Below are 26,137 nucleotides of genomic sequence, written 5' to 3'. Positions count from 1 at the left end.
GCCGGAGGGAGATGGTTCGTGGGGAAGGGGGCGGTCAGGGGCCGGACGCCCCTACGCCGTCCAGTCCAGGATGATCTTGCCGCTCCGGGCGGTCGACGCCTCGTCGAAGGCGGCCTCGAAGTCGCGGTGCGAGTAGCGGCCGGTGATGACGGGGCTGAGGTCGAGCCCGCCCTCCAGGAGCACCGTCATCGCGTACCAGGTCTCGAACATCTCGCGGCCGTAGATGCCCTTGATCGTGATCATCGAGGTGACGACCTTCGCCCAGTCGACGGCGAACTCCGTCGCGGGCAGGCCCAGCATGGCGATCCGGCCGCCGTGCGTCATGTTGTCGATCATGTCGCGCATCGCCTCGGCGCGCCCGGACATCTCCAGGCCGATGTCGAAGCCCTCGCGCAGGCCCAGCTGGGTCTGCGCCTCGGCGATCGAGGACTCGGCGACGTTCACGGCGAGCGTGGCGCCCGCCTTGCGGGCGATCTCCAGCCGCTCGGGGCTCACGTCGGTGATCACGACGTTGCGCGCACCGGCGTGCTTGGCCACGGCGGCCGCCATGATGCCGATCGGGCCGGCGCCGGTGATCAGCACGTCCTCGCCGACGAGCGGGAAGGACAGCGCGGTGTGCACGGCGTTGCCGAAGGGGTCGAAGATCGCGGCGACGTCCAGGTCCACGGCCGTGCGGTGCACCCACACGTTCTGCGCGGGCAGGACCACGTACTCGGCGAAGGCGCCGTCGCGGCCCACGCCGAGGCCGACCGTGCTGCGGCACAGGTGGCGGCGGCCGGCGAGACAGTTGCGGCACTTGCCGCACACCAGGTGGCCCTCACCGCTGACCAGCGCGCCGAGCTCGATGTCCGCCACGTCCGCGCCGACCGCCGCGACCTCGCCGACGAACTCGTGGCCGAGGACGAGCGGGGTCTTGACCGCGCCCTGCGCCCAGCCGTCCCAGGATCGGATGTGCAGGTCGGTTCCGCAGATGCCGGTGCGCAGCACCTTGATCAGCACGTCGCCGGCGCCGTACTCGGGCTCCGGGACGTCCATGAGCCACAGGCCGGGCTCGGCTTTGTGCTTGACGAGTGCCTTCATGGGTGGCTCCAGGCATGCGGAAGGGGGCGCCGCGAGCGTGCGGGGCTTCAGCGGCGTCGGTGACGGGCACCAATCTGCCGATCTCCGTGGTGATCAGTCCATCGAGAGTTTCTTAAGCGGGCCGACAGCGCAGCTTCACGCCTATGCTCCTCCGTTGACGGGGCAGGGAAAAGGGGAGGTGAGGGGCGTGCCGAGTCTGCGCAGCAGGGCGCTTTCGGTGGCGCTGGTCCTGGCGGGGCGGCGAAGACGGTTCGCGAGCGCCGAGGCGGTGCGCGCGCGGGTGGCGTCGGCCGCCCGCCGGCCCGCGCCGCATCTGCCGCCGCGGCGGCTGGGGCGGGTCGCGGACATCTCCCGGACGTTCGTCGGCGCCTGGCCGGTGTACGACGTGTCCCCGCTGGGGGCCGAGCCGTCGGCGCAGGTGCTGTACGTGCACGGCGGCGGCTACGTGGGCGAGCTGGAGCGCCCGCACTGGGAGCTGGTGCGGACCCTGGTGACGCGGGCCCGGGCGCGCGTCGTCGTACCCGCGTACATCCTGGCTCCGCGCGGGACCGCCGACCGGACCGTCCCGGTCGCCACCGACCTGCTGAGCGGCCTGATCGCGGGCGGCGGCGACGGCGGGACGGTGCTCATCGGCGACTCGGCCGGCGCCGGGCTGGCGCTGGCGGCCGCGCAGCGCCTGCGCGACCGCGACGGCGGGCAGCCTTCGCGGATCGTGCTGGTCTCGCCCTGGCTGGACGTGACGATGAGCCATCCGGACCAGGCGGCGATCGAGGAGGCCGACCCGCTGCTGGCCCGTGCGGGACTGCTGGAGGCCGGGCGGCTGTACGCCGGGACGCTGGACCCCGAGGATCCCCTGGTGAGCCCGCTGCGCGGGTCGTTCGCGGGGCTGGCGCCGCTGACGGTGTTCAGCGGCACCCGGGACGTGCTCTCGACGGACAGCCGGGAGCTGGTGCGCCGGGCCCGCGCGGAGGGCACGGAGGTGGAGTTCCACGAGGCGGCGGGGATGCCGCACGCCTACCCGCTGCTGCCGGTGCCGGAGGGGCGGGCGGCGCGTGACCGGATCGTCGAGCTGGTCAGGTCCGCGGCGGACCTGTGACGACCGGGGCCGGGCGGCGCGGGCCCGGCCCTGACGACAGCACACCCCACACCCCCTACGCCGTACAGGTCATCAGCGAGCTGATCGGCCAGGCGCGGTACGCCGACCAGTAGGCCTCGTCGCGTACCGGGTCGGCGGGCGGGGTGCGGTTCGGCTGCCAGCCGACGGTGACGAAGCCCGCCTCGACGGCCGCTTCGGCGAGGTCGGAGTGGGCCCATTCGCGGAACTCGAAGGGCACGGGCGGCTCGGTCAGGAAGTGGGCCTTCAGCAGCGGCGCGTCGCCGTCCCGGACCCGGTCGAGGATGCGGACCCCGTACGGTGACCAGTCCACCCGCGGGAACGCCCCGGCGTTGGGCACGATGGCGAGCAGCCGGCCGCCGGCGCGCAGGTTGGCGCGGACGGACCGGAACATCGCGTGGAGGGTGCGCCGGTCGGGCGCGTAGCTGAAGACGTACGCGGCGGTGGCGACGTCGAAGGGGCCGAGGTCGGGCAGGCCGGCGGCGTCCGCGACGAGGTACTCGACGTCGGGGCGGTCCTTCGTCGCCTCGTGTTCGCGGGCCAGCCGGATCATCTCCTCGGAGACGTCGACGCCGACGGTCCGCCGGGCCCCGCCGCGGGCCAGCAGCCGGGTGTTGTAGCCGTATCCGCAGGCCAGGTCCAGGGCGTCGAGGCCGCGCAGTCCGCCGAGCGCGTCGAGGGCGCCGTGCAGGGTGTAGGTGTCGGCCGCGGAGTACGCCGCCGTGCTCGTGGACTCCGCGTAGCGCTCGCCGATGGTGTCGTACTGGAACCGCATGCTCTGCCTTCCGCGGGCCTGCCGGGGGGTGGGACGCGTGCGTATCGTGCCCCGCGGCGCGCGCGGGTGGGCGCCCGCACACCCGTACGCCCCCGTACGTCCCCCGGACGAGGGAAGCGGTCGGCCTACAGCGGCGGCCGCCCCTCCCGGCCCGTGGTCATCAGCTCGCGGGGCGGCCGCGGTGGTGGCGGGGCTCCGCGGCACGGCCGGCGCGGCCTCGGACGAGGCCGCGGCCCCGGTCCCCGCGGCCCGGGCGCCGGGATGCCGATGCCGTCGCCGATGGCGCATCCTGACTGTGTGATGGCGACAGCGGACAGCGTCGGCGCCGCCACCGACGCAACGGTCCAGGCGCTCGCGCGGGCCGTCGTGAGCGCAGTGGAGGCCGTGGGCGGGTACGCGGGCGGGGTCTACCTGCGCTCGCGCTCCGACGATCTCCTGCTGCTGGCCCTGTTCACCGGGCTGCCGCTGCCGCTGTTCCGGCCGTGGTGGCGGATGCAGGTCAACCGCCCCTACCCGGTCGCCGAGGCCTACCGCTCGGGGCAGGCCGTGCTCCTGGCCGACGCGGAGTCGGCCATGAGCCGCTTTCCCCAGTTCGTCGCCGGACTGCCCTTCCCGTTCGCCTCGCTGTACGAGCCGGTGGCCGCGGGGTCGGAGCGGTTCGGCGTGTTGGTGGTGCTGCGCCCGGCCACCCCCGGTGTCCCGGTCGGGGCCGGGGACCGCAAACGGCTCCGGCAGGCCTCGGAGGAGCTGGCGCGCACGCTCGCCGCGCTGTCCGCGGCCGGGGAGCCGGTGGTGTGGGAAGGGGACCCGGTCTGCGTGCCCGGCCCGGAGCCGGAGGCCGGGGCCGCGGGTGCACGCGGGGCTGTGGACCGGCTCGCGCAGGCGGTGCTCTCCCTGGACCGGCAGGGCCGGATCGGCTTCGTCAACTCCGCCGCGGAGCGCCTGCTGGGCATCGGTGGCGGGCACCTGTACGGGCGGCTGCTGTGGGAGGCGCTGCCGTGGCTCGGGCAGCCCGCGCACGACGACCATTTCCGGGCCGTCTTCATGTCGTCGGAGCCGGTGCACTTCTCCGCCCGGCGCGGGCGGCATCCGCCGGGCGAGTGGCTTTCGGTGGGCCTCTACCCGGCGTCCGACGGCGTGACCCTGACGATCGGCACGGCCGACCCGCCCGCCCACGCGCCCGTGTCGGCGGCCGACCCCGCCACGGGCCCGGGCTCACCGGCCGACCAGGCGTCCGCGCTGTACCGGCCGGTGGCCCTCGCCATCGCGCTGACCGAGGCGGTCACGGCCCGGCAGGTGTCGGCGGTGGTCACCGAGGAGCTGCTGCCCGCCTTCGGCGGCCGCCAGCTCGCGATCTACCTGCTCGACCAACGGCACCTGCACCTGGCCTGGGAGACCGGTTTCCCGCAGGGCTTCCTGAACCGGTTCGACGGGGTCGCGCTGGATGTCCGGCTGCCGGGCGTGGAGACGCTGACCACGGGCCGACCGCTGTTCTTCGAGTCGATGCAGCGGCTGGCCGCCGCCTATCCGGGCATCCCGATGGACGCCGACGTCGGCGCCCGGGCGTTCCTGCCGCTGATCGCCTCCGGCCGGCCGGTCGGCTCGTGCATCCTCGGCTTCGACTCGCCGCGCGGCTTCAGCCCGGAGGAGCGTACGGTGCTGACCGCGCTGGCCGGGCTGATCGCTCAGGCCCTGGCGCGGGCCCGGCGCTACGACAGCGAGGCGGCGCTCGCCCACGGGCTCCAGGCGGCGTTGCTGCCGCACCGGCTGCCGGTGCGCGAACACGTGGAGACGGTGGGCCGCTATCTGCCCGGCTCCGCGGGCATGGACGTCGGCGGCGACTGGTACGACGTCGTCGAGGCCGGATCGGGCCGACTGGCCCTGGTCATCGGCGACGTCCAGGGCCACGGTGTGGCAGCCGCCGCGACCATGGGCCAGCTCCGCAGCGCCGTACGGGCCTTCGCACTCGCCGGCAGCACGCCCGACCAGGTGGTGCGCGGCACGAACCGGCTGCTCATCGACCTCGATCCGGGTCAGTTCGCGAGCTGCTGCTACGTGGTGCTCGACCCGGCGTCCGGCTCCGCCCTGGCGGTCCGGGCCGGGCACCCGCAGCCGCTGCTGCGCCATCCCGACGGCCGTACGGAGGTACTGGACCTGGCGGGCGGGGTGGTGCTGGGCGTCGACCCGGAGGCCTCGTACCCGGTCACGGAACTGCGGCTGGAGCCGGGCGCGCTGCTCGCCCTGTACACGGACGGGCTGGTGGAGCGGCCCGGCGTCGACATCGACGAGGGGGTGGAGCGGCTGCGGCTGGCGCTGGCGTCGGCGCTGCCGGTTCCGCTGACCGAGACCGCCGACCGGCTGATCGGCAACGCCGTCGACCGGCCGGACGACATCGCCCTGCTGCTGGCCTCCCTCACGGGCGGCTCCGGGCGGCCCGCGCGCCCGTGACTAGGGTCGTTCGAGGGCCTGCAGCACGCCGCCGACCGAGAAGCACAGGGCGCCGAGCAGTGTCCCCCAGTTGGCCACGCCCGCGTCGACCAGGCTTCCGGTGGCGGGCCGGGTGAAGGCAGCCAGGGCCGAGACCATGAACAGCACCGATCCGAACTGGTTCACCGCGACGACCCACCAGCCGAGGCTGCGCGAGCGCAGGCAGGGCCAGGGGCGGTGGCAGATCTCGATGAAGGCCAGGTGACCGGAGATCAGGAAGAGCAGGCATCCGATCACGTCGGGGGACCAGATCAGCCGGTTGGTCTGCTGGACGGTGAGCCCCTGGAGGAAGGAGTCCAGGAGGTTGATACCGAACACGAGCGTCCCGACGAACAGCACGAACGTGCTCAGCCAGTCCAGGCGCATCGGCTCGTACCCCCACCACTTCCAGGCGGAGGTGACCAGCCTGCCGCCGTCCTGCGGGGTGTGGCGGGGGCCGTTGAGCACCTGGAGGAGGGAGACGTAGCCTCCGGTGTTGAAGAACAGGCCTCCCGCGAAGTAGATCGCGGCGCTCTCGGCGGTGGTGCCCCAGCCGAACTGGGACACGGCCGCGCCGAGCGCGAAGAGGGCTCCGCCGATGACGAACGCGGCCGAGGCGATGCCGTTGAGCAGTCGCAGGCGGCCGAGGGCCTTGGCGTCGGCGGTCGTGGTCCTGGCGGCCGGCTCTCCGGGGCGGCGGACCGCGAGGGTTCCGCGCCTGCGCGCGGGCCGCGACTCCCACACCACCGTGTCCCCTTCGGGGCGCTGCCAGGTGAGCCGGGTGGTGAAGGGTCCCGCGCCTTCGGCGCGCTGCTGGGGCAGTTCCACGTTCTCAGCCCGCCCCGGTCGTGCGCTTCTCCATGCCGGCCAGGGTGAGCGCGGTATTGACCAGGCCGACGTGGCTGAACGCCTGCGGGAAGTTCCCGAGTTGGCGCCCGGAGACGGCGTCGTACTCCTCGGCGAGCAGTCCCACGTCGTTGCACACCGTCAGCAGTCGTTCGAAGAGGGTGCGGGCCTCGTCCTCGCGGCCGGTCATGTGCAGGGCGTCGGCGAGCCAGAACGAGCAGGCGAGGAAGGCGCCTTCGTCGCCGGGCAGTCCGTCGACGGAGTCGGCGGTGCTGTAGCGGCGGACCAGTCCGCTGCGGCCGAGTTCGGCGCGCACCGCGTCGACCGTGCCGATGACCCGCGGGTCGTCGGGCGGCAGGAACCCGACCCTGGGGATGAGCAGGGTCGCGGCGTCGAGTTCGGCGGAGCCGTAGTACTGGGTGAAGGTGCCCCGCTCGGCATCGAAGCCGTTGTCGCAGACGTCGCGGTGGACCGCGTCCCGCATGGCGCGCCAGCGGTCCGGCTCGCCGCCCAGCGAGGGGTTGCCTTCCAGCGTTCGTACGGCCCGGTCCGCGGCCACCCAGGCCATCACCTTGGAGTGCACGAAGTGGCGGCGGGGTCCGCGGACCTCCCACAGGCCCTCGTCGGGCCTCTGCCAGTTCTGCTCCAGGAAGTCGAGGAGGGCGAGCTGGATGCTCCAGGAGTGGGCTTCGGCGGGCAGCCCGGCGGACCTGGCCAGGTGCAGGGAGTCGATGACCTCCCCGTACACGTCGAGCTGGAGCTGGTCGACGGCTGCGTTGCCGACGCGGACCGGCGCGGAGGAGGCGTAGCCGCGCAGCCAGGGCAGCTCGCTCTCGGGGATCCGCCGCTCGCCGGCGATCCCGTACATGATCTGGAGGTCCTCGGGGGCGCCGGCGACCGCACGCAGGAGCCACTCGCGCCAGGCGCGGGCCTCGTCGAGGAATCCGGTGGTGAGGAGGGACCCGAGGGTGAGGGTGGAGTCGCGCAGCCAGCAGTAGCGGTAGTCCCAGTTGCGGACGCCCCCGAGTTCCTCGGGCAGGGAGGTGGTGGCGGCGGCGACGATCCCGCCGGTCGGGGCGTAGGTGAGGGCCTTGAGGGTGATCAGGGAGCGGGTGACCGCTTCCCGGTAGGGGCCCTCGTAGCGGCACTGGGAGGTCCACTCGCGCCAGTCGGAGAGGCTGCCCTCCAAGGCCTCGAAGGGGTCGGTGGGTTCGGGGCGGGGTTCGTGCGAGGGGTGCCAGGTCAGGACGAAGGCGACGCGGCGGCCGGCGGTGACCGGGAACTGGGAGCGGGTGCTCTTGGCCTCGCCCCAGGTGCGGACGGGGGGTTCGCTGCGGAACCAGGCGGAGTCGGGCCCGGCGACGGCGACGCGGTCGCCGTCGCTGCGCCGCACCCAGGGCACGACGTGGCCGTAGTCGAAGCGCAGGCGCAGGGTGCTGAGCATCCTGACGGTGCCGCTGATGCCCTCGACGATGCGGACGACGTCGGGGGCGACGTCGCGCTGCGGCATGAAGTCGATGACCTTGGCGGTGCCGGTCTCGGTCTCCCAGTACGACTCCAGGACCAGTGAGCCGTCGACGTAGGCGCGGCGGGTGCAGCGCTCGCCGTCGGCGGCGCCGAGGGGGGCGATGCGCCAGTGGCCGTTCTCCTCGTCGCCGAGGAGCTTGGCGAAGCAGGCCGCCGAGTCGAAGCGCGGCAGGCACAGCCAGTCGATGGACCCGTCGCGGCCGACCAGTCCGCTGGTCATGAGGTCGCCGATGAGTGCGTAGTCTTCGATGGGTTGTGTCATTTGTGCGCTCTTCCCCTGAACGTCCGGGGCCAATCTGCTCAGGCCCCGGACACCCCCTCGGGGGTGTCCGGGCGAGCCCGGCATGACCGGCGAGACACCCCGACAGGACCTAGTTGCGCACGAGGAGCATGACGGCGGCGAGGACGACACCGAGTGCGAGGGCCAGGGCTCCGTGCGCCAGGCGCTGGGCGCGCAGGACGGGGAGGAAGCGGTCGGCGGCGTAGCGGCCGGGGCCGGTGAGGGCGAGGGCCGCGGCGCCCGCGGTCAGCAGGAGTTCGTACTCGATGCCGGCGGGGGCGAAGAAGGAGCCGGTGCCGTGGACGGCGATCGCGTTGATGAGGGTGCCGACGACGGCGGCGCCAGCGAGCGGGGTGAGCAGGCCGGCGGCGAGGCCGAGGCCGCCGAGGGTCTCGGTCAGGCCGGCGAGGACGGCCATGGCGTCGCCGGCGGGGTAGCCGCTGGCGGTGAAGAACTGGCCGGTGCCGCTGATGCCGCCGCCGCCGAACCAGCCGAAGAGCTTCTGCGCTCCATGTCCGGCCATGGTCAGGCCGAGGACGAGGCGCAGGAGCAGCAGGCCGGCGTCGTGGCCGGAGGTGGAGAGGGCGGTGAGCGGGGTCTGCGCGGCCGGCGCGGTGGCCTGCGGCTTCGTCGCGGTGGCGGAGGGGCTGGTCATCGTGGGGGTCCTTCCGGTCGTGCGGCCCGGGGAGGCAGGTGAAGAGTTGTTCAAATTCGAACCGCTGGTCATGGACCCTAACCGGTGATTCAAATTCGAACAACCGTGTAGGGTGGGGCCATGGCTGAACCGAGATGGCTGGACGAGCGCGAGATGCGGGCCTGGAGCGGCTTCCTGGCCGCCTCGGCCCTGGTGAACCGGCGCCTCGACCAGCAGCTCAAGGACGACGCGGGGCTTTCGCACCCGCAGTACGAGATCCTCGTGCGGCTCGCCGCGGCGCCCGGCCGGGAGCTGCGGATGACCGAACTCGCCAATGGCCTGATCAACTCCAAGAGCGGCCTGACGTACCAGGTCACCCAGATGGAGAAGGCCGGACTGGTCCGCCGCCGCAGCTGCCCCTCGGACGTGCGCGGGGTCTTCGCCGTGCTCACCGATGCCGGCCGCGCGAAACTGGAGGAGGCCGCTCCGGGGCACGTGGCCACGGTCCGGGAGGTCCTCGTCGACGTCCTGACCCCGGCGCAGCTCGACGCGCTCGCCGACGGGCTGGGCGAGGTCGGGCGCCGGCTGCGCGAACAGGGCGCCTGAGCGGCTCGGGCCGCCGTACGGGCATCACCGACCGGATTCGGGGTATATGGGCGCCATGGACGGAACGGTCTGGGTCATCGTGGGCGCGGTCGTCATGGCGGGGCTCGCCGTGGTTGCGGCCGTGATGTTCGTACGCGTGCTCAGGGCGCGGCGGCTGCTGGTCGACGCCGGCATTCCGCTGCACGACAAGGCCCTCTTCTGGGCCGCTCTGGTCTACACCGTCTCGCCCGTGGACCTCATCCCGGACCCGGTCTATCTGGACGACATCGGGATCCTGATGCTCGCCCTGCGCTCGCTGCACGCGGCGGCCGCGGCCGCGCGCCCCTCGAAGGAGCCCGGCGTCGACGTCCGAACCCGCGTCTGACCCGGCCTGCCCTGCCTGCACGGCCTGTACGCAGCGGCGGTCCCCGTCCGGTCAGACGTCGAACAGGCCCTGGAACAGCCCGATGACGTGGTCGCCGTTCATGAGGATCAGCCAGTTCTGCGCGGGGTCCCCGCCGAGGGCGGAGAAGCCGAGCTTCTCGTAGAAGGCCCTGGAGGCCTCGATGTCCCGCACGGACAGACTCACGGAGAATGCGCCGAGATCCACGCGCTCCAGCGTGTACGTCCGGCGACGGGGCCGCAACCGCCGGTACGGGAGCGGGGTGCCGGACCGCGGGTCAGCGCACGCCCCGGGGCCGGAACTGGACGCTGATGCGGGGCCCGACGGCCCGCGCCGACTTCGGTACCGCGTGTTCCATCGTGCGCTGGCAGGAGCCGCCCATGACCACGAGGTCGCCGTGGCCCAGCGGCAGCCGCAGCAGGGTGGGCCCGCCGTCGCGGGGGCGGAAGGCCAGGTCGCGGGGGTCGCCGACGGAGACGATGGCGACCATGGTGTCCTCGGTCGAGGAACGGCCGGTCCTGTCACCGTGCCAGGCGACGCTGTCCCGCCCGTCGCGGTACAGGCACAGCCCGGCGGTGGTGAACGGCTCGCCCAGCTCGACCGCGTAGTGGGCGCTCAGCGCATCGCGGGCCTCGACGAGCGAGGCGTCCGGCAGGACCTCGTCCTCGCCGTAGAAGGCGAGCAGCCGGGGCACCTCGACCTCCCGCTCGTACATCTGCCGCCGCTCGGCACGCCAGGGCACGTCGGCGGCCAGCCGCTCGAAGAGCGCGTCGGCGCCGCGCAGCCAGCCGGGCAGGTGGTCGACCCAGGCCCCGGCGCCGAGCTCGGTCCGGCGCAGCCCGGCGAGGGGGCCGAGACCGATCTCGTCGCCCTGGTCGAAGAGGGAGCCCTGTAGACCCTGGACAGCACGCATGGATCCAGCCTAGACCCATAACCGAACACGTGCACGAATAAGTGCGATGCGACCGTCATCACGGCCGGTCGCCGCTCGCGGTGCGCAGCGGCCGGTTGAGGAGGGTGACGGCGAGGGAGGCCGCGGCGGCGAGGGCGATCGCCGCGCCCGCGCCGAGGTACTGGGCGAGGCCGCCGGCGATCGCGGCGCCCAGGCCCTGCCAGGTCATGCGTCCCGCCGATTCGACCCCTTGGACCTGCCCGCGGATCGCCTCGGGGGTCAGTTCCAGGAGCCGTTCCTGGAGCGGCAGGGTGGCCGCGAACCCGGCACTGGCGAGGAACACCGCGACCGCCAGAACGGGAGCCGGCGGGTGGACCGCGAAGAGCAGGAAGGGGGCGGCGAGCAACAGCCGCAGGGCCAAGGCGTGGCGGCGGCGCCGTCCGGCGGTGAGCAGCCTGCCGACGACCAGGTCGCCGAGAAGCATGCCGGCGGATCCGGCGGCCAGGAAGGTCCCGGCGTGAGGGGGGTCGTAGGAGATGAAGAGGGCCTCGCAGCCGACGATCAGACCGCCCGGGACCCACAGGGCGAGCAGCAGGGCCCGCCGGCCGGGGTGGGCGAACAGTTCGGCGTTCGTCCGCCATGTCTGCCGCAGGCCCGGACGGCGGGTGAGCCGGACCGAGTGCTCCCGGACGGTGGCCGCCACCACGGCCGCGCCGAGGGCCGTGAGGCAGGCGGCGACGGCGAAGACCCCCTGGGGGCCCGCGTACCGCAGCAGTACGGCGCCGCCGGCGTAGCCGAGAATCGCCGTGCCGCCCGCGGTGATGTTCATCAGCGAACGGGCAGGCGCGTAGTCGGCGGCCGGCACGACCTCGGCGAGCAGCCCGAGCCGCGCGCCGGTCCCCAGGGACTGGAAGAAGCCCAGGAAGAGGAGGAGGGCGAAGCGGGCAGCGAGCGGCAGTCCGGGGACGGCCTGGGCGCAGACGCCCGCGAGCGAGGCGAGTTGGAGCAGGAGGAGGGTGCGGCGGGGCCGTTTCCCGTCCGCGACCGACATCAGCGTCAGCGCGCCGAGGACCGTCGCGAAGGTGGCTCCGTACATGCTCACGGCGGTCAGGAACGGCGAACCGGTCTGCCGGTCGACCAGTGTGCCGAGCGCGATGCCGGAGAGGGAGCTCGCGGCGGCGGTGAGGCTGAAGCTGACGTACAGACCGCCGAACTCAGTGGTGCGGAGCAGCTTCCGGTAGCCGGCGGAGGGGGTCGGGGTGGGGTCAGGGCTGGTGGTCGGGTGCGAAGGCATGAAAAAAGCCTCCGGACGTGTGCACGGAGCACGTACGCCGAAGGCCAACGACGGGGATTCTAGCAGTACTCACGGCCCGCTCGCCGGGCATCCCCGCTCCCCGAAACGGTCCGGAACGGCATTACCGCAGCGTAGCTGTGTGATCAGGGACTCACGGTCTTGGCCGCGGGCCCGCCGCACGGTAGCGTCACCGCGACATTTCCACATAGCGACGACGGCGAGACGGAAGCCCGGTGTGAATCCGGCATGGTCGCGCCACTGTGTGCTGCGGTGGCCTCCCCCGGGGGGCGTCGCGGCGAGTCAGACCCGAGGACCGTCGTCCTGCACCACCGTATGGGACGCGTTGTTCCCCAAGGAGGTTCCATCATGGCCGAGGCTGTCGCTTCCGCTGCCGTATCCACCCCCGCCGTCTCGCCGTCGGCTCCGCTGCCCGTGCGCGCGGTCCTGCCCTGGGCGGTCTTCGTCGGTCTCCTGATGCTCGTGGCCCTCTACTTCGTCGGTGCCGAGCAGGGCGCCACCGCCGTGTTCGCCGGCGAGGGCGTGCACGAGTGGGTGCACGACGGTCGCCACCTGCTCGGCTTCCCCTGCCACTGAGAGGCCACGCACATGTACGCCTCTACTGTCAGAGGTCTGCTGGTCCGCGGCATGCTCGCGGGCCTGATCGCCGGGCTGTTCGCCTTCGCCGTCGCCTACGTGGTGGGTGAGCCGCCGGTACGGGGTTCCATCGCCGTGGAGGAGGCCGCCGCCGCGAAGGACGCCGCGAGCGCCCCGAGCGGTCACGCCGGGCACGGTGGTGACGCCGCGTCGGGCGAGGCCGCCGAGGAGGAGGAAGAGCTCGTCAGCCGTCCGGTCCAGTCGACCGTCGGCCTGGCCACCGGCGTCCTGGTCTACGGGGTCGCGCTGGGCGGCATCGCCTCGCTCGCGTTCTCGTTCGCCCTCGGCCGCGTCGGCGGGTTCAGCCCGCGGGCCACGGCCGCGCTCACCGGGGCGGGCGCGTTCGCCCTGGTCTACCTGGTGCCGTTCCTCAAGTACCCGGCCACCCCGCCGGCGGTCGGCAACCCGGACACGATCGGGCAGCGCACCACGCTGTTCTTCCTGATGATCCTGCTGAGCGTGCTGCTCGGCGTCGGCGCGATCATCCTCGGGCGACGGCTGGCACCGCGCCTGGGCAACTGGAACGCGACGCTGGCCGCAGCCGGCGGCTTCATCGTCGCCACCGCACTGGCGTTCGTGTTCCTGCCGGACAACAGCGACGCGGTCCAGCCCGGTTTCCCCGCGGCCCTGCTGTGGGAGTTCCGGGTGGCCTCGCTGGCCGTCCAGCTCGTGCTGTGGACGGTGTTCGCCGTCGTCTTCGGCGTCCTGGCCCAGAAGCTCCTGGACACGCGCACCGACGGCGCGGAAGTGACGGCTCAGCAGCAGGCACCCGCCCTCGGCTGATCCCACCGCCACGTCCGTGCACGGGCCCCGCGCCCCCCAGGGGGTTGCGGGGCCCGTGCGCGTTCGCATGCGTGCGCAAAGGCGCACGCATCCCACTCCTGCCGCCCTACGATGTCCACATGAGCTCAGGCACGCGTCCGGCAGGTGCGCGGGACTCGCAGGTGCGGAGTGACCGGCTGGAGGTCGCCGCGTCCGTTCTGGCCCTGCTCGCCGACCGCACGCGCCTGGCGCTGATGGAGCGGCTCGGCCGGGGCGAGGCCGACGTCACCACGCTCACCGAGGCGTGCGGGGCGGCCCGACCCTCCGTCAGCCAGCACCTGGCCAAGCTCCGTCTCGCCGGGCTGGTCACCACGCGCAAGGACGGGCGCCGCGTCGTCTACGCCCTGCGCCACGGGCACCTGCGCCGACTGGTCGACGAGGCCATGAACGTCGCCGACCACGAGATCGGCTCGCTCCCGCCGCACGACTGAGCCCGGCCACGGGGACCCGGTTCCGGCCGGACCCGGTGCGGCCGGACCCGGCCCGGTTCCCGCTCGGATACGTGCACAGGTGCGCACATGCTGGCTACGCTGGAATCGTGTCGTCGATCCGCCGACCGGAACGGGGCCGCCCTTGCCGTCCTTGCCTTCCGCGCCTTGCGTGCCGTCCGCGCTGTCGGTTCTGCGCAACGGCACCTACCGCCGCCTGTTCACCGCCCAAGTCGTCGCCCTGGTCGGCACCGGGCTCGCCACCGTCGCGCTGAGCCTGCTCGCGTACGACCTCGCCGGCGACGGCGCCCCCGCGGTCCTCGGCACCGCGCTGGCGATCAAGATGATCGCCTACGTGACCGTCGCGCCGCTGGTCACCGCCGTCGCCGACCGGGTGCCCCGGCGCGTCCTCATGGCGGCGACCGACCTCACCCGCGCCGGTGCGGCCCTGGCTCTCCCCCTCGTCACCGAGGTGTGGCAGATCCACGTCCTGATCTTCCTGCTGCAGGCGGCTTCGGCGGCCTTCACCCCGGCCTTCCAGGCCACGATCCCCGAGGTCCTGCCCGACGAACAGGACTACACCCGGGCCCTGTCGATGAGCCGGCTCGCCTACGACCTGGAGAGCCTGTTCAGCCCGGTCCTGGCCGCGGCGCTGCTCACCGTCGTCTCCTACGACCGGCTGTTCGCCGGCACCGTCGTCGGTTTCCTCGCCTCCGCCGCGCTCGTGACCGCGACGGCGCTGCCCCGCCCAGCCCCCGTCGAGCGGACCGGCGGTATCTACGCCAAAGCCGCTTTCGGCACCCGCCTGTTCCGGGCCACTCCGCGGCTGCGGGCCCTGCTCGCCCTCGACCTGGCGGTCGCCGCCGGCGGAGCCGTCGTCTTCGTGGACACCGTCGCCGCCGTCCGCGGCCACCTCGACCGCCCGGCCGGGGCGGTCTCGGTCGCCCTCGGCGCGTACGGCGCCGGATCCGTGCTCACCGCACTCGCCCTGCCGCGGCTCCTGCTGCGTTCCACCGACCGCACCGTGATGCTCCGGGCCGCCGCCTCCCTCCCCGTGGTCCTCACCGCCGTGGCCGTGCTCACCGCGACCGCCCCCGGCTCCTGGTCCTGGCCCGCGCTCCTGGGGGCGTGGGTGGCGATCGGGGCCGCTTCCTCGGCCGTCCTGACACCCGGCGGGCGCGTGGTCCGCCGCTCCACCGCCGACGCGGACCTGCCCGCCGCCTTCGCCGCCCGGTTCTCCCTCTCCCACGGCTGCTGGCTGCTCACCTACCCGCTGGCCGGGTGGCTCGCCCCGTGGGCCGGCCTGCCGCTGACCGTCGCGGCCCTGGGGGCCGTCGCCCTGGCCGCGACCGCCGCCGCCGCGGTGACCTGGCCGGTCCGCGACCCGGACCGGCTGGACCACGTACACCCGGACCTGCCGCCCGGTCACCCGCACCTCGCCGACGCCCGTCCGGCCGGGGGCGGTTGGCTGCACGGCCACCACTACGTCATCGACCAGCACCACCACCACTGGCCCGGGCGGGACGGCACGCACCGGAAAACCCCTGGCCGGTCGCCGCAGGGGTCGCTACGATCACCGCGATGACCACTCATTCCACTCACGGATCGGAGGTCCCCACCGCGCAAGGTGAGTGCTGATGCTCACTCGGACCGCGAACAGGGACTCCCGCCTCGCCCTCTGGCTCCGCGTACGCGAGTACGCCGTGCCGGCGTCCATGATCGAGACTGCGACCGCCCGCCGCCACGCCGGCGACTGGTCCGCGGCATGCGCCGCCGCAGGCTTCGACGTCGATCTCAACCTGCGTTCCCTGGCCCGCTCGCACGGCCGCGACCTCGCGGACCGGATCCGGGCCGACCTCCGCCACCTGGCTCCCGATCTGCTGCGCTGGCACATGCCGCGCGTCGCTCCCGACGGGCTGCTGCGCCCGGGCCTGACCGTCACCCTGGCCCGCTACGACACCGCCGGTCCCGATGACACGGCGCCCCCGGTGCACCTCGTGGCCCGCACCCCGCCCGCCTGGGCGGACGGCGGGCAGCGCATCGGCCTCGCCCTGTGGGACGGTTCCCGCTCCGAGGCCGGGGTCGCGGGGGCCGATCCGCGCCGCGGGTCCCGCCCCGACCGCCGCTTCCGCCTCGACCTGCACCGCCACTTGTGGGACGCGCGCAGGACCGACGAGCTACGGGCCCGCTCCGGGGCCGACCGGCCGCCCTGCGACGACCCGCCGGGAGGAGATCCGGAACTCGCCGGAGCGCTGCCTCCGGAGCACCGCTGCGCCGTCGACCGGTGGGCCGCCGAGGCCGGGATCGTGCTCCGGGCCGAGGGACGGGACACCGGCAGCGTCACCGTCCGGCTCGGCGCCCGGCAGCGGCTGGTCCTGGACCTGGTCGCGGGCGGCGACGGGGACGGGCAGGGCGCCTGGATGCCGTCGCTCCGGATCGGGGCGGCCCCCGCGGACGGCAGCGCCCACGCGTTGCCGGTCCTGCCCGACGCGGCGGCCTGGGTGCTCCCCGACCTGGAACTCCTGCGCACCGGCTCCATCGGGGCCGACCGGCTGCACCCGCTGGTCGCCGCCGCCCTCGCACCGGACCGTGCACCGGCCGCGCCGTCGCGGACCTCGGAAGCGGAACCGGGTCCGGGTCCGGGCCAGCCGCGCTTCGTCGAATGCCGCGGATCCCGGCACCGCATCGGCCTCGTCGACGGGGTGCTGACCCCGCTGGACCACGGACCGGCCGAGGTCCGGCGCGAGGAACTGCTGGCGGCCCTGTCCGGGACTCCCCTGCCGTGCCTCCAGGCCATCGACGCGGCCCACCGCCGGCCGGACTGCCTCACCGGCGTCCGCGAACGCCTGGACCACGGAGACATCGCCGGGGCGCTGGCCGTCGTCGAGGGCCTCCTGGGCCCCGGCGCGACCCTGCGCCCGGGCCCGCTGCTGGACGAACTGGAGGCGGCCGCCCGACGGCGCATCACCTACGGGCTGTTCCGCGCGGGCCTGGCCGGGCCGGGGCCGGGCCGCCTCCCTCCGAAGCCCAGTCGCTCCCGGCACGACCGCCGGGCCGCCTGAGTCCCGGCGAACTGCCGCCGGCCGGGACCGCCCGGCCGTGCCCCCTCACCCTTCACCCCTCACCCCTGCCCCTTCACGAACCCCACAGGTGACCACACATGCCCATGGACATGCCCGCCGTCTCCCAACTCGACGTCGCCGGCGATCTGCTGGCCCTGCTCGGCGAGACCACCACCGAGCCGCGCCCCGACAACCAGCTCGAAGCCCTCACCCTGGCCGTCGCCGCGGACCTGCCCGTCCTGCTGTGGGGCGAGCCGGGGATCGGCAAGACCGCCGCCCTGACCCAGCTCGCCGCCTCCCTGGACCTGCCGCTCACCACGGTGATCGCCAGCGTGCACGAACCGTCCGACTTCTCCGGGCTGCCCGTCGTCGGCGACGACCCCGCCGAGCAGGGCGTCCCCATGGCCCCGCCGGACTGGGCGGTGCGCCTGGTACGGGCCGGACGCGGGCTGCTCTTCCTCGACGAGCTGTCCACCGCGCCCCCGGCCGTGCAGGCGGCCCTGCTGCGCCTCGTACTGGAACGGCGGATCGGTGCCCTGCAACTGCCGCCCGGGGTGCGGATCGTGGCGGCCGCCAACCCGCGGTCCTCGGCGGCCGACGGCTGGGAACTGAGCCCGCCGCTGGCGAACCGGTTCGTCCACCTCCAGTGGACCCACGACCACGATGTCGTCGTACGCGGTCTCGGCGGAACCTGGCCGCGGGCCACCCTGCCGCGCCTCGACGCGCAGGAGCTGCCCGCCGCCGTGGACTTCGCCCGGCGCGCGGTGTGCGGGTTCCTCACCACCCGGCCCCCGCTCGTACACCGCCTGCCCTCCGGTGAGACGCGGCGCGGCGGCGCCTGGCCGTCGCCCCGCAGCTGGGACATGACGCTGCGTCTGATCGCTTTCGCCACCGCGGCCGGCTCCTCCAGGGAGGTGCTGTCCATGCTGGTCAGGGGAACCGTCGGGGACGGTCCGGCGCTGGAGCTGCTCGCCGCGCTGGACCGGATGGAACTCCCGGACCCCGAGGCGCTGCTCGCCGACCCGGCCGGCGCCGACCTGCCCGAGCGGGGCGACCAGCGCCAGGCCGTCCTGGACGGGATCGTGGCCGCGGTCAACCGCCGCCCGGAGAAGTCCCGTTGGGACGCGGCGTGGACGATCATGGTCCGGGCGCTGGAGACGGGGGCTCCGGACCTGGTGGTCGTCCCCGCGACCTCGCTGGCCGCGCTGCGCCGGGAGGAGTGGGACGTGCCGGCCGCGATCGAGCGGCTCGCCGGGGTGGTGGACCTGTCCCGGCGAGCGGATCGGGCGGCGGAGCGGACCGCGGTCCGTACGGGCGTCCCCGCGGGGGCACGCCCGTGAGCGCCGGGGCGCCGGGGGCGCTGGACCTCGACAAGCTCTACACCGCCCGGCTGCACGCCGCGCGGGTCCGGCCGTACCTCGCGACGGCGCTGTTCGCCCTGCACACCGTGGAGTCGCGGCAGGTGCCGACGATGGCCGTCGACCGGTACTGGCGGGTCTACGTCTCCCCGGGGTTCGTGGACCGGACGCCGGTGGAGGAGCTGGCCGGGGTCTGGGTCCACGAGGTGTCGCACCTGCTGCGCGACCACCACGGGCGCGGTGACCGGGCCGCGCGGCTCCAGGGGCTGGAAGGCCCCGGGGCGCGACTGCGGATGAACATCGCCGCGGACTGCGAGATCAACGACGACGTCTTCGGCGACGGGCTGGTCCGGCCCGCAGGCGCCGTCACCCCGCAGCACCTCGGGCTGTCCGGGGGCGAGCTGATGGAGGACTACCTGCGGCAGTTCGGGCTCGGACCGCGGACGCAGGGCCTGGTCTGGCTGGACTGCGGCAGCGGCGCCGACGGGATGGACCGCGAGTGGGACCTCGGGCCGGACGGCGCGCACGGCCTCAGCGAGCAGGAGCAGGACGCGGTCCGGTTCCGGGTGGCGCAGGGCATCAACGGGCGCCCGGGAAACGCCCCGAAGGGATGGAAGCGGTGGGCGGAGGAGGCCTTCCACCCGCCCCAGCCGTGGCGGGAGCTGCTCGGAGCGGCGGTCCGGTCGGCGGCCTCCGGCGCGGGAGCCGGTGAGGACTACAGCTACGGCCGGCCCTCCCGGCGCTCGGCCGGGCTGCCCGGCATCGTCCTGCCGAGCCTGCGGCGCAGGCCGCCGCGGGTCTCCGTGGTGATCGACACCTCCGGGTCGGTCAGCGACGCCGAACTGGGCAGCGCGCTCCTGGAGGTCGCCGCGATCGCCCAGGCCGTGGGCGGCCGCCGCGACCTGGTCACCGTGGTGCCGTGCGACGCGGCGGCGCGGATCGTGCACCCGCTGTGCCAGGGCGAGGGCATTGCGCTGCTGGGCGGCGGCGGTACGGACCTGCGCGCGGGTTTCGCCAAGGCGCTGCGGTCGGGGCCCCGGCCCGACGTCATCGTGGTCCTGACGGACGGGCAGACGGCCTGGCCCGCCGTCCGGCCGCCCTGCCGGGTGGTGGTGGGCCGCTTCTCCCGTCCCAAGGTCCCGCGGTGGGACGAGGACGATCCGTACTACCGGCCGGACCCGACACCGCCCTGGGCCCGGGTGGTGGAGATCGGATCGGCCACCGCCGGCCGGTGAGCCGCGCCTACACGGCGGGCTCCGCACGCTCGGCCGGCTCCACCCGGCCGGTCGGCTCCGCACGCTCAGCCGGCTCTTCCGGGCTGCGGCGTCGTACGCCGTGGGCGGTGGCGAGCTTCGCGATCAGCAGGCAGTACGCCGGTGCGGCGACGAGTTCGAGGACGAGCGCCTGCCACGGGGCGTCCGCGGCGTTCCCCGATTCCGCCAGTTGCCCCAGGGCGACGGTGATGGCGTAGGCGGTCATGTTGTTCGCCACGTGCACCGCGATGACGGCCTCGAGGCCTCCGGTGCGGATGGTCAGCCATCCCCACCACAGGGCGGAGTAGAAGAGCAGGGCGAATCCCGACCACTCGCCGAAGCCGTGGGCGACGGCGAAGAGGGCGGACGCGATGACGATGCCGGGCCAGGGGGACTTGAGGAATCCGCCGAAGAACTGGGCGAGCCAGCCCCGGAAGACGAATTCCTCGGCCGCGGCCTGAAAGGGGATCAGCGCCCACAGAACGGCGAGTCCGAGCACGAACCCGGACCAGCCGGGGAAGTCGCCGGCGAGGGACTCCTCGCCCTCGCTGAGGTAGCCCCACAGCGCCAGCCCGCCCATCTGGAGCACGATCAGCGGGAAGGCGACCGCCGCACAGCGGGCCAGCCAGCCCCAGCGCAGCCGGCCCACGACGGAGGCCGCGGTGCCGCCGGGGCGGCTGCCGCACCAGCGGGCGGCGAGCAGCACGACGGGTATGCCGGTGGCTATGGAGAGCAGGCCGAGCGCCTCGTCGGCGAGCGGGTCCCCCAGGATCCGGTCGCCGCCCTCGGGTGCGAAGTCCAGCCCCAGTACGTACCAGGCGAGGGCGCCGAACGCGATGACCACCAGCGGTACGGCCAGGTTCCCGACGAGGACGAGGAGGAACTCCCCGATGCGCTGCGGGGCCTTCTGCCGTCCGTTGCGGGCCTGTTCGTGGTAGGCGCTGCCGGCCGGGGCAGTCTCGGTCCGCGGTCGCGGCGGCCCGGCGGCGAAGGGGGAACCGCCCGGGGCGGTGGGCGGCCATCCCTGCGCCGGGGCCGGCCATTGCGGAGCGCCTTCGGGCGGCGCGGCCCACACGTTCGGCGGGGGCGTATCTGACACAGCGGGACCCTTTCCGTCACGGCCGTTCACACGCCCATTCGATCACGTGGCCGCCCGGGGGCTCAGTCCGTTTTCGCGCGGGGGTCCGCCGGGGGCCCGCCGGCCGCGCACCCGGCCTGCCGGTTCGGAGGAGGGGCGGGGCGTGGGGCGGGCAGGGGCAGCGAGAACCATACGGCTTTGCCCTCGGCCGTCGGGAGGGTTCCCCAGGAGGAGGCGAGGGAGTCGACGAGGAGCAGTCCCCGGCCGGATTCGGCGTCGGGGGCGGCGAAGCGGGCCTGTGGCAGCACCGGGCTGCCGTCGCAGACCTCGACGCTGAGTTCACGGCCGGCCTGGCGCAGGCGGAGCCGGACGGGGCCGCGGCTGTGGTTCACGGCGTTGGACAGCAGCTCGGAGGTGAGCAGGCAGGCGGTGTCGCGCAGGTGCTCGTCGTCCTTGCCCCACAGGGCCAGGGTGGAGCGCAGGAACCGCCGTCCCGCGCCGACGCTGCTCGGGTCCGCGGCGAGGAGCATGCTCTGCGAGGTCACCGGCGTATCGGGGATGCGGACCAGCAGGAGGGTCACGTCGTCGGGGTTGTCGTCGGCGTCGGGCAGCAGTTCGGCCAGAAGCCGGTCGGCGGCCCCCTCCAGGCCGTCCGACGCGGCGACGGCCTTCTCCAACGCCGCCGCGAGGCCGTCCACCTGGCCCTCGATGTCGCTGTCCGGCGTTTCTACCAGGCCGTCCGTGTAGAGCGCGAGCACCGATCCGGGCTGGACGGTGTGCCGGGTCTCGTGGTGGGGCACCTCCCCCACGCCGAGCGGCACGCTCACCTCGCCGGGCAGCCGGGTGACCTCGCCGCCCGGGGCGACGAGCAGGACCGGCAGGTGTCCGGCCGAACACATGGTGATCTCGGCGGAATCCGCGTCCACGACCAGGTAGCAGCAGGTGACGAACTGGTCCGGCAGTTCGCTGACGACCGCGTCCAGGGCGCGCATGAGCTGCCAGGGCGGCATCCCGGTCTTGGCCAGGGCGTGGGAGGCGGATCTGAGCTGGCCCATGACGGCGGCGGCGTCCAGGCCGCGCCCCATCACGTCGCCGACCATCACGCCGACCCGGCCGCCTCCCAGCGGGATGAGGTCGAACCAGTCGCCGCCCACCCCGGCCCCCTGCCGGGCCGGGAAGTACCGGCTCGCCGTGGGCATCCCCGGTACGTCCGGCGGGGATCCCATGAGGCTGCGCTGGAGGGTGAGCGCGACGTGGCGCTGCTGCTCGTAGAGCTTGGCGAGCATCTCCTCGGCCGACTTGCGTTCGGTGACGTCGCGGATGGCGGCGGAGACCAGCGTGCCGTCGGGGGTGTCCAGCGGGCTCAGGCTGATCTCCACCGGGAACTCGCCGCCGTCGCGGCGCAGGCCGTACAGCTCCAGGCCCGCTCCCATGGGACGGGTCTTGCGGTTGACGAAGTAGCCGTGCCGGAAGCCGGAGTGGTGCCCGCGGAACCGTTCCGGTACGAGCACCTCCACGGGTCTTCCCAGCAGGTCCTCCCGCGCGTAGCCGAAAAGGGCCTCGGTCTGCGCGTTGACCAGCTGGATCGAGCCGCTCTCGTCGACGATCACCATCGCGTCCGGTGCCGCCTCGAGCAGTGCCCGGAAGCGTTCCTCGGCGGCTCTGCGCTCGCTCACGTCGCGCACGGCCGCCGAGATCAGCAGGCCCTCCGGGGTCTCCAGCGGGCTCAGGCTGATCTCCACCGGGAACTCGCGCCCGTCCCGGCACAGGCCGTACAGCACCAGGCCCGCGCCCATCGGGCGGACCTGGCGGCTGGCCGCGTAGCCGAGCCGGTGGCCCGGGTGCTGGCCGCGGAACCGCTCGGGGACCAGGACCTCGATGTGGCGGCCCAGGAGTTCCCGCCGGGGATGGCCGAACAGGGCCTCGGTCTGCGCGTTCACCAGCCGGATCACCCCGGCGTCGTCCACGATGACCATCGCGTCCGGTGCCGCTTCCAGCAGAGCCCTGAACGGCTCTTCAGTCGTCGCTGCCACGCTGCGCCTCGCACTCGTCGAATCCCGCAGAAGCAGACATCCGACCACGTGGCCGAATCTCGCGCTTCCGGTTGACCGCATGCGGCGCCAATTGACCGATTCTGCGCGCCCGCGGCGCTGTCGGCGTCCGCGCGGGTTGACGCGCCCGTACGGACAGCGGCGCCGCGGCGGGGACGCTGATCTATGGTGGCGGAAGGACTGGCCGGGCGGACGCGAGGCGAGGAGATCCGGTGCGTGACGCAGAGTTCTTCCGGAACTGGATGGCGGCCGCCGCGGCCGCCGTGGAGCGTGAGGCGGACCGGCTCACGGAGCTCGACTCCCCCATCGGGGACGCCGACCACGGGAGCAATCTGCTGCGGGGCTTCACGGCCGTGCGCACCGCCTTGGACGCGGAGGCCCCGGCGGCGCCGGGCGCGGTGCTCCAGCTCGCCGGGCGGACGCTGATCTCGACGGTCGGCGGTGCGTCGGGACCGCTGTACGGGATGCTGCTGCGCCGTACCGGCAAGGAGCTCGGGGAGGCGCCCGAGGTGTCCGACGAGGAGCTGCGCGAGGCCCTGGACCAGGGGGTCGGCGCGGTGGCGCAGCTGGGCGGGGCGGCGCCGGGCGACAAGACCATGTTGGACGCGCTGCTGCCGGGCGTGGCCGCGCTGGCCACGTCCTACCGGGCGGCGGCGGACGCGGCGGAGAACGGGGCGCTGGCGACCGTACCGATGCAGGCCCGCAAGGGACGGGCCAGCTACCTGGGCGAGCGCAGCATCGGGCACCAGGATCCGGGCGCGACCTCTTCGGCGCTGCTGCTGGGGGCGCTCGCGGACGTGGCCGAGCGGGCGGAGGGCGCACGGTGACGGGCGGACACGGCGACGGCGGCACGCAGCCGGCCCTGGTCGGGGTCGTGCTGGTCTCACACAGCGGGCCGGTCGCCGAGTCGGTGGCGGAGCTGGCGCGGGGCCTGGCGGCGGGCGGACCGGTGGCTCCGGTGGCCGCTGCGGGCGGCACGTCCGCCGGCGGGCTCGGCACGAGCGCGGAGCGGATCATGGCGGCCGCGCGCGAGGTGGACCGGGGTGCCGGGGTCGCGTTGCTCGCGGACCTCGGGAGCTCGGTGCTGACGGTGAAGACGCTGCTGCTGGAGGACGAACTGCCGCCGGAGTCGCGGCTGGTGGACGCGCCGTTCGTCGAGGGCGCGGTGGCGGCTGTGGTCGCCGCGTCCGCGGGCGCCCCGCTGGCACAGGTCGCGGAGGCCGCTGCCGAGGCGTACGCCTACCGCAAGGTCTGAGCGTCCGGCCCGAACCGCCGCGCGGCGGTTCGGGCCTCCCGGCCTGCCGGGAGCGGCGTCAGCGTCCGCGCAGGGACTGGATCTCGCGCCGGTCGCGCTTGGTGGGGCGGCCCGTGCCCCGGTCGCGGATGCCGACGATAGCGGCCTCCACGGGGGTCGGCGGCGGCGGGCTCTTGTCGATCAGGCACTCGGCGGCGACGGGCGCGCCCACCCGCTTGGACACGGGCCGCTTGACGACGACGATCCGCTCGCGCCCCGCGTGGAAGAGCCGTACCTCGTCGCCCGCGCGGATCGCCTGCGCCGGCTTGGCGCGCTCCCCGTTGACCTTCACATGGCCCGCCCGGCAGGCCGTCGCCGCGATCGAACGGGTCTTGGTCAGACGCACGGACCAGATCCACGCGTCGACCCGCACCGTGCCCGCTTCCGTCCCCGATACCTCATCTGCCATGCCCCGACTCTAGTGCCGTGGCGATCCGGGCCCCTCGGGACGGAACGACTTTCCCCGTCCTTTGGCAGATGCACCAATGCCCCTGGCACCTACCATGGCGATCTCCCCAAGAGAATTGCAAATGCGCCACAGGTGCCCCTACCTTGTCGCACATGCAGTCCTACACCATCGGACAGGCTGCGCGACTGCTGGGCGTCAGCCCGGACACCGCGCGGCGCTGGGCCGACGCCGGCCGGGTCGTGACCCATCGCGACGAGGTCGGCCGGCGGCTGATCAACGGCCGCGATCTGGCCGCCTTCTCCGTGGAGGTGGGCCAGGGCGCCCACACCGAGGACGGAGAGCCGTACACCTCGGCGCGCAACGCCTTTCCGGGCATCGTCACGGCCGTCAGGCTCGGCGACGTCTCCGCCCGGGTCGACATCCAGGCGGGTCCCCACCGCCTGGTCTGCCTGCTCACCCGCGAGGCCGTCGAAGAGCTCGGGCTGGAGGTCGGCACGCGGGCCACCGCCCGCGTGAAGTGCACGAGCGTGCACATCGACCGCGCCTGAACCCACGGGCGCCGCCGCCGCGCGCCGCCGCGCGCCGCCCGCGGTTGCTCCCGACCCGCCCGCGGCCCCCCGCACCACCGCTCGGCACCACCGCCCGGCACCACCGCTCAGCACCACCGAACCGTCCCCACCCGCTCCGCCCGTCACCGGCGCGGGTCACCACCGCGCGGATCCGGCACCCGGCCGGCCGCCGACCCGACCGAGGAGCCCGGGCTCATGTCCCCGACCCTGACCCGCCGCCGTACCGTCGCCGCTGCCGCCCTGTCCGCCGCCCTGTTCGCCGGGCTGACCGCCTGCGGCAGCGGCGACGACAAGCCCGCCGCCTCCGGCACCGGCTCGGCGGCGCCTTCGGCGTCCGCCGCGCCGCAGGCGAACCTCACCGTCCTGGCCGCCTCCTCCCTCACCGACGTCTTCAAGACCGCGGGCGAGGCATACCAGAAGTCCCACCCCGGCACGAAGGTCACCTTCTCCTTCGCCGGTTCGCAGGAGCTCGCGGCCCAGGTCAAGCAGGGCGCCCCGGCCGACGCGCTGGTCACCGCCGACACCAAGACCATGGACGGGCTGAAGGCCGAGACCGGCGAGGCCAAGATCATCGCGAAGAACCGCCTGGTCATCGCGGCCGGCAAGGGCAACCCGTTCAAGATCGAAGACCTCAAGGACCTCGCCGACACCAAGGTCAAGGTCGTGCTCGCCGCGCCCGAGGTGCCCGTCGGCCGCTACAGCAAGCAGATCCTCGACGCCCAGAAGGTCGAGGTGAAGCCGGTCTCCCAGGAGCCCAACGTCCGCGCCGTCCTGAGCAAGGTCGAGCTGGGTGAGGCGGACGCCGGCCTCGTCTACAAGACGGACTCCGCCAAGTCGGGCGACAAGGTCGTCACCGTGGAGATCCCCGACGACCAGAACGCCGTGGCCTCCTACCCGGCCGCCACGCTGAAGCAGTCCAAGAACGCCGGGGCCGCGGCCGCGTTCGTGGCATGGCTGAGCACCCCCGAGGCGCAGAAGATCCTCCAGGACGCGGGCTTCCAGCAGCCGTAGGCCGCGCCGCTCCCCGTAGGTGAGCCGGGGGCTGTCCGGTCCGGGGGGACAGACAGCCCCTTCGGCGTGCCCGCGCGCACCCGCGTACGCCGGCCGCCCCCGCATACGCTTCCCCCTTGCGCCCCCTGCCCTGCCCGACAGCTCCGCCCCGCCACCCGGCCACCCGGCCACCCGGCCACCCGGCCCGGCAACGCCCCGACCCGGCAACGCCCCGACCCGCCCGGCCATGCCGGCCCCAGCCAGGAAGTCCCG

General features: G+C 74.2%; 26 protein-coding genes. 15 read left to right on the top strand and 11 right to left on the bottom strand.

Annotated features, from left to right (window positions below; translation table 11 throughout):
- Positions 1 to 51: 51 nt before the first annotated feature.
- Positions 52 to 1,080 carry an L-threonine 3-dehydrogenase gene (gene tdh / locus OHA91_RS33495; RefSeq protein WP_266503836.1) on the bottom strand — a complete coding sequence of 343 codons (1,029 nt, stop codon included), beginning with the start codon at positions 1,078 to 1,080 and terminating at the stop codon, positions 52 to 54.
- A gap of 187 nt (positions 1,081 to 1,267) precedes the next feature.
- Here tdh and OHA91_RS33490 point away from each other — a divergent pair, with 187 nt between their 5' ends.
- Complete coding sequence (locus OHA91_RS33490) at positions 1,268 to 2,176, top strand: alpha/beta hydrolase fold domain-containing protein (RefSeq protein WP_266503833.1); 909 nt, start codon at positions 1,268 to 1,270, stop codon at positions 2,174 to 2,176.
- Between the two features lie 55 nt (positions 2,177 to 2,231).
- Here OHA91_RS33490 and OHA91_RS33485 read toward each other — a convergent pair whose 3' ends face one another.
- Entirely contained in the window at positions 2,232 to 2,969 is a 738-nt protein-coding gene (locus tag OHA91_RS33485) for a class I SAM-dependent methyltransferase (RefSeq protein ID WP_037633760.1), read from the bottom strand.
- A 300-nt stretch (positions 2,970 to 3,269) separates the two neighbouring features.
- Here OHA91_RS33485 and OHA91_RS33480 point away from each other — a divergent pair, with 300 nt between their 5' ends.
- Positions 3,270 to 5,417, top strand: a complete 2,148-nt coding sequence (locus OHA91_RS33480; RefSeq protein ID WP_328741196.1) for a SpoIIE family protein phosphatase — start codon at positions 3,270 to 3,272, stop codon at positions 5,415 to 5,417.
- On the opposite strand, the gene OHA91_RS33475 is transcribed toward OHA91_RS33480, so the two are convergent.
- The 3 genes from OHA91_RS33475 to OHA91_RS33465 all read right to left on the bottom strand — a co-directional run bounded on the left by OHA91_RS33475 (position 5,418) and on the right by OHA91_RS33465 (position 8,743).
- Positions 5,418 to 6,263 carry a hypothetical protein gene (locus OHA91_RS33475; protein ID WP_328740589.1) on the bottom strand — a complete coding sequence of 282 codons (846 nt, stop codon included), beginning with the start codon at positions 6,261 to 6,263 and terminating at the stop codon, positions 5,418 to 5,420. It lies immediately after the preceding gene.
- 4 nt (positions 6,264 to 6,267) lie between these two features.
- The gene (locus OHA91_RS33470) at positions 6,268 to 8,070 is read right to left on the bottom strand and encodes a glycoside hydrolase family 15 protein (protein ID WP_266503825.1); all 1,803 of its coding nucleotides are present in this window, start codon (positions 8,068 to 8,070) and stop codon (positions 6,268 to 6,270) included.
- Between the two features lie 109 nt (positions 8,071 to 8,179).
- A complete protein-coding gene (locus tag OHA91_RS33465; protein ID WP_266503823.1) occupies positions 8,180 to 8,743 on the bottom strand; it encodes a DoxX family protein in 564 nt (187 codons plus the stop codon).
- 120 nt (positions 8,744 to 8,863) lie between these two features.
- On the opposite strand from OHA91_RS33465, the gene OHA91_RS33460 reads away from it, so the two are divergent.
- Together OHA91_RS33460 and OHA91_RS33455 are read left to right on the top strand one after the other, a co-directional pair.
- Complete coding sequence (locus tag OHA91_RS33460) at positions 8,864 to 9,328, top strand: MarR family winged helix-turn-helix transcriptional regulator (RefSeq protein WP_031156974.1); 465 nt, start codon at positions 8,864 to 8,866, stop codon at positions 9,326 to 9,328.
- 55 nt (positions 9,329 to 9,383) lie between these two features.
- Positions 9,384 to 9,692: a YkvA family protein gene (locus OHA91_RS33455; protein ID WP_266503819.1), complete on the top strand. Its 309-nt coding sequence runs from the start codon at positions 9,384 to 9,386 to the stop codon at positions 9,690 to 9,692.
- 51 nt (positions 9,693 to 9,743) lie between these two features.
- On the opposite strand, the gene OHA91_RS33450 is transcribed toward OHA91_RS33455, so the two are convergent.
- The 3 genes from OHA91_RS33450 to OHA91_RS33440 all read right to left on the bottom strand — a co-directional run bounded on the left by OHA91_RS33450 (position 9,744) and on the right by OHA91_RS33440 (position 11,896).
- Entirely contained in the window at positions 9,744 to 9,917 is a 174-nt protein-coding gene (locus OHA91_RS33450; protein ID WP_209441558.1) for a VOC family protein, read from the bottom strand.
- A 70-nt stretch (positions 9,918 to 9,987) separates the two neighbouring features.
- Positions 9,988 to 10,623 carry an alpha-ketoglutarate-dependent dioxygenase AlkB gene (locus OHA91_RS33445; RefSeq protein WP_328740588.1) on the bottom strand — a complete coding sequence of 212 codons (636 nt, stop codon included), beginning with the start codon at positions 10,621 to 10,623 and terminating at the stop codon, positions 9,988 to 9,990.
- A gap of 58 nt (positions 10,624 to 10,681) precedes the next feature.
- Positions 10,682 to 11,896 (bottom strand): MFS transporter, encoded by a 1,215-nt coding sequence (locus OHA91_RS33440; RefSeq protein ID WP_328740587.1) that lies wholly within the window; start codon positions 11,894 to 11,896, stop codon positions 10,682 to 10,684.
- Positions 11,897 to 12,262: 366 nt separating this feature from the next.
- Here OHA91_RS33440 and OHA91_RS33435 point away from each other — a divergent pair, with 366 nt between their 5' ends.
- The 7 genes from OHA91_RS33435 (at position 12,263) to OHA91_RS33405 (ending at position 19,455) form a co-directional block, all read left to right on the top strand.
- Entirely contained in the window at positions 12,263 to 12,490 is a 228-nt protein-coding gene (locus OHA91_RS33435; RefSeq protein WP_030759459.1) for a CbtB domain-containing protein, read from the top strand.
- Positions 12,491 to 12,502: 12 nt separating this feature from the next.
- Entirely contained in the window at positions 12,503 to 13,333 is an 831-nt protein-coding gene (locus OHA91_RS33430; protein WP_037633758.1) for a CbtA family protein, read from the top strand.
- 119 nt (positions 13,334 to 13,452) lie between these two features.
- Positions 13,453 to 13,803, top strand: a complete 351-nt coding sequence (locus OHA91_RS33425) for an ArsR/SmtB family transcription factor (RefSeq protein WP_031156960.1) — start codon at positions 13,453 to 13,455, stop codon at positions 13,801 to 13,803.
- Between the two features lie 169 nt (positions 13,804 to 13,972).
- Positions 13,973 to 15,385 (top strand): MFS transporter, encoded by a 1,413-nt coding sequence (locus tag OHA91_RS33420; protein WP_328740586.1) that lies wholly within the window; start codon positions 13,973 to 13,975, stop codon positions 15,383 to 15,385.
- Between the two features lie 52 nt (positions 15,386 to 15,437).
- Positions 15,438 to 16,862 (top strand): hypothetical protein, encoded by a 1,425-nt coding sequence (locus tag OHA91_RS33415; RefSeq protein ID WP_328740585.1) that lies wholly within the window; start codon positions 15,438 to 15,440, stop codon positions 16,860 to 16,862.
- A gap of 98 nt (positions 16,863 to 16,960) precedes the next feature.
- Complete coding sequence (locus tag OHA91_RS33410; protein ID WP_031156953.1) at positions 16,961 to 18,202, top strand: AAA family ATPase; 1,242 nt, start codon at positions 16,961 to 16,963, stop codon at positions 18,200 to 18,202.
- Positions 18,199 to 19,455 carry a vWA domain-containing protein gene (locus OHA91_RS33405; RefSeq protein WP_031156950.1) on the top strand — a complete coding sequence of 419 codons (1,257 nt, stop codon included), beginning with the start codon at positions 18,199 to 18,201 and terminating at the stop codon, positions 19,453 to 19,455. Before OHA91_RS33410 ends, OHA91_RS33405 begins: the two co-directional genes overlap by 4 nt.
- Before the next feature lie 7 nt (positions 19,456 to 19,462).
- Here OHA91_RS33405 and OHA91_RS33400 read toward each other — a convergent pair whose 3' ends face one another.
- Both OHA91_RS33400 and OHA91_RS33395 read right to left on the bottom strand, forming a co-directional pair.
- Positions 19,463 to 20,572, bottom strand: a complete 1,110-nt coding sequence (locus OHA91_RS33400; protein WP_245240268.1) for a CPBP family intramembrane glutamic endopeptidase — start codon at positions 20,570 to 20,572, stop codon at positions 19,463 to 19,465.
- Between the two features lie 62 nt (positions 20,573 to 20,634).
- The gene (locus tag OHA91_RS33395; RefSeq protein WP_078959578.1) at positions 20,635 to 22,665 is read right to left on the bottom strand and encodes a PAS domain S-box protein; all 2,031 of its coding nucleotides are present in this window, start codon (positions 22,663 to 22,665) and stop codon (positions 20,635 to 20,637) included.
- A 149-nt stretch (positions 22,666 to 22,814) separates the two neighbouring features.
- Here OHA91_RS33395 and dhaL point away from each other — a divergent pair, with 149 nt between their 5' ends.
- Both dhaL and OHA91_RS33385 read left to right on the top strand, forming a co-directional pair.
- Complete coding sequence (dhaL, locus tag OHA91_RS33390; RefSeq protein ID WP_266503799.1) at positions 22,815 to 23,429, top strand: dihydroxyacetone kinase subunit DhaL; 615 nt, start codon at positions 22,815 to 22,817, stop codon at positions 23,427 to 23,429.
- On the top strand, positions 23,426 to 23,857 hold the full coding sequence (locus OHA91_RS33385) for a PTS-dependent dihydroxyacetone kinase phosphotransferase subunit DhaM (protein ID WP_051893714.1): 432 nt from the start codon (positions 23,426 to 23,428) through the stop codon (positions 23,855 to 23,857). The genes dhaL and OHA91_RS33385 overlap by 4 nt, the downstream gene beginning before the upstream one ends.
- A gap of 58 nt (positions 23,858 to 23,915) precedes the next feature.
- Here the strand turns inward: OHA91_RS33385 and OHA91_RS33380 are convergent, their stop codons facing one another.
- On the bottom strand, positions 23,916 to 24,305 hold the full coding sequence (locus tag OHA91_RS33380) for an RNA-binding S4 domain-containing protein (RefSeq protein WP_328740584.1): 390 nt from the start codon (positions 24,303 to 24,305) through the stop codon (positions 23,916 to 23,918).
- Positions 24,306 to 24,457: 152 nt separating this feature from the next.
- Here OHA91_RS33380 and OHA91_RS33375 point away from each other — a divergent pair, with 152 nt between their 5' ends.
- A complete protein-coding gene (locus OHA91_RS33375) occupies positions 24,458 to 24,853 on the top strand; it encodes a TOBE domain-containing protein (RefSeq protein ID WP_266503792.1) in 396 nt (131 codons plus the stop codon).
- A gap of 216 nt (positions 24,854 to 25,069) precedes the next feature.
- Positions 25,070 to 25,885, top strand: coding sequence for a molybdate ABC transporter substrate-binding protein (gene modA / locus OHA91_RS33370; RefSeq protein WP_328740583.1), 816 nt, complete (start codon positions 25,070 to 25,072; stop codon positions 25,883 to 25,885).
- The last annotated feature ends 252 nt before the right edge of the window (positions 25,886 to 26,137 follow it).

It is taken from the genome of Streptomyces erythrochromogenes (assembly GCF_036170895.1).
Lineage (GTDB): Bacteria > Actinomycetota > Actinomycetes > Streptomycetales > Streptomycetaceae > Streptomyces > Streptomyces erythrochromogenes.
The sequence above is the reverse complement of the archived record's forward strand: the minus strand, read 5'-3'. Positions and strand labels throughout refer to the sequence as shown.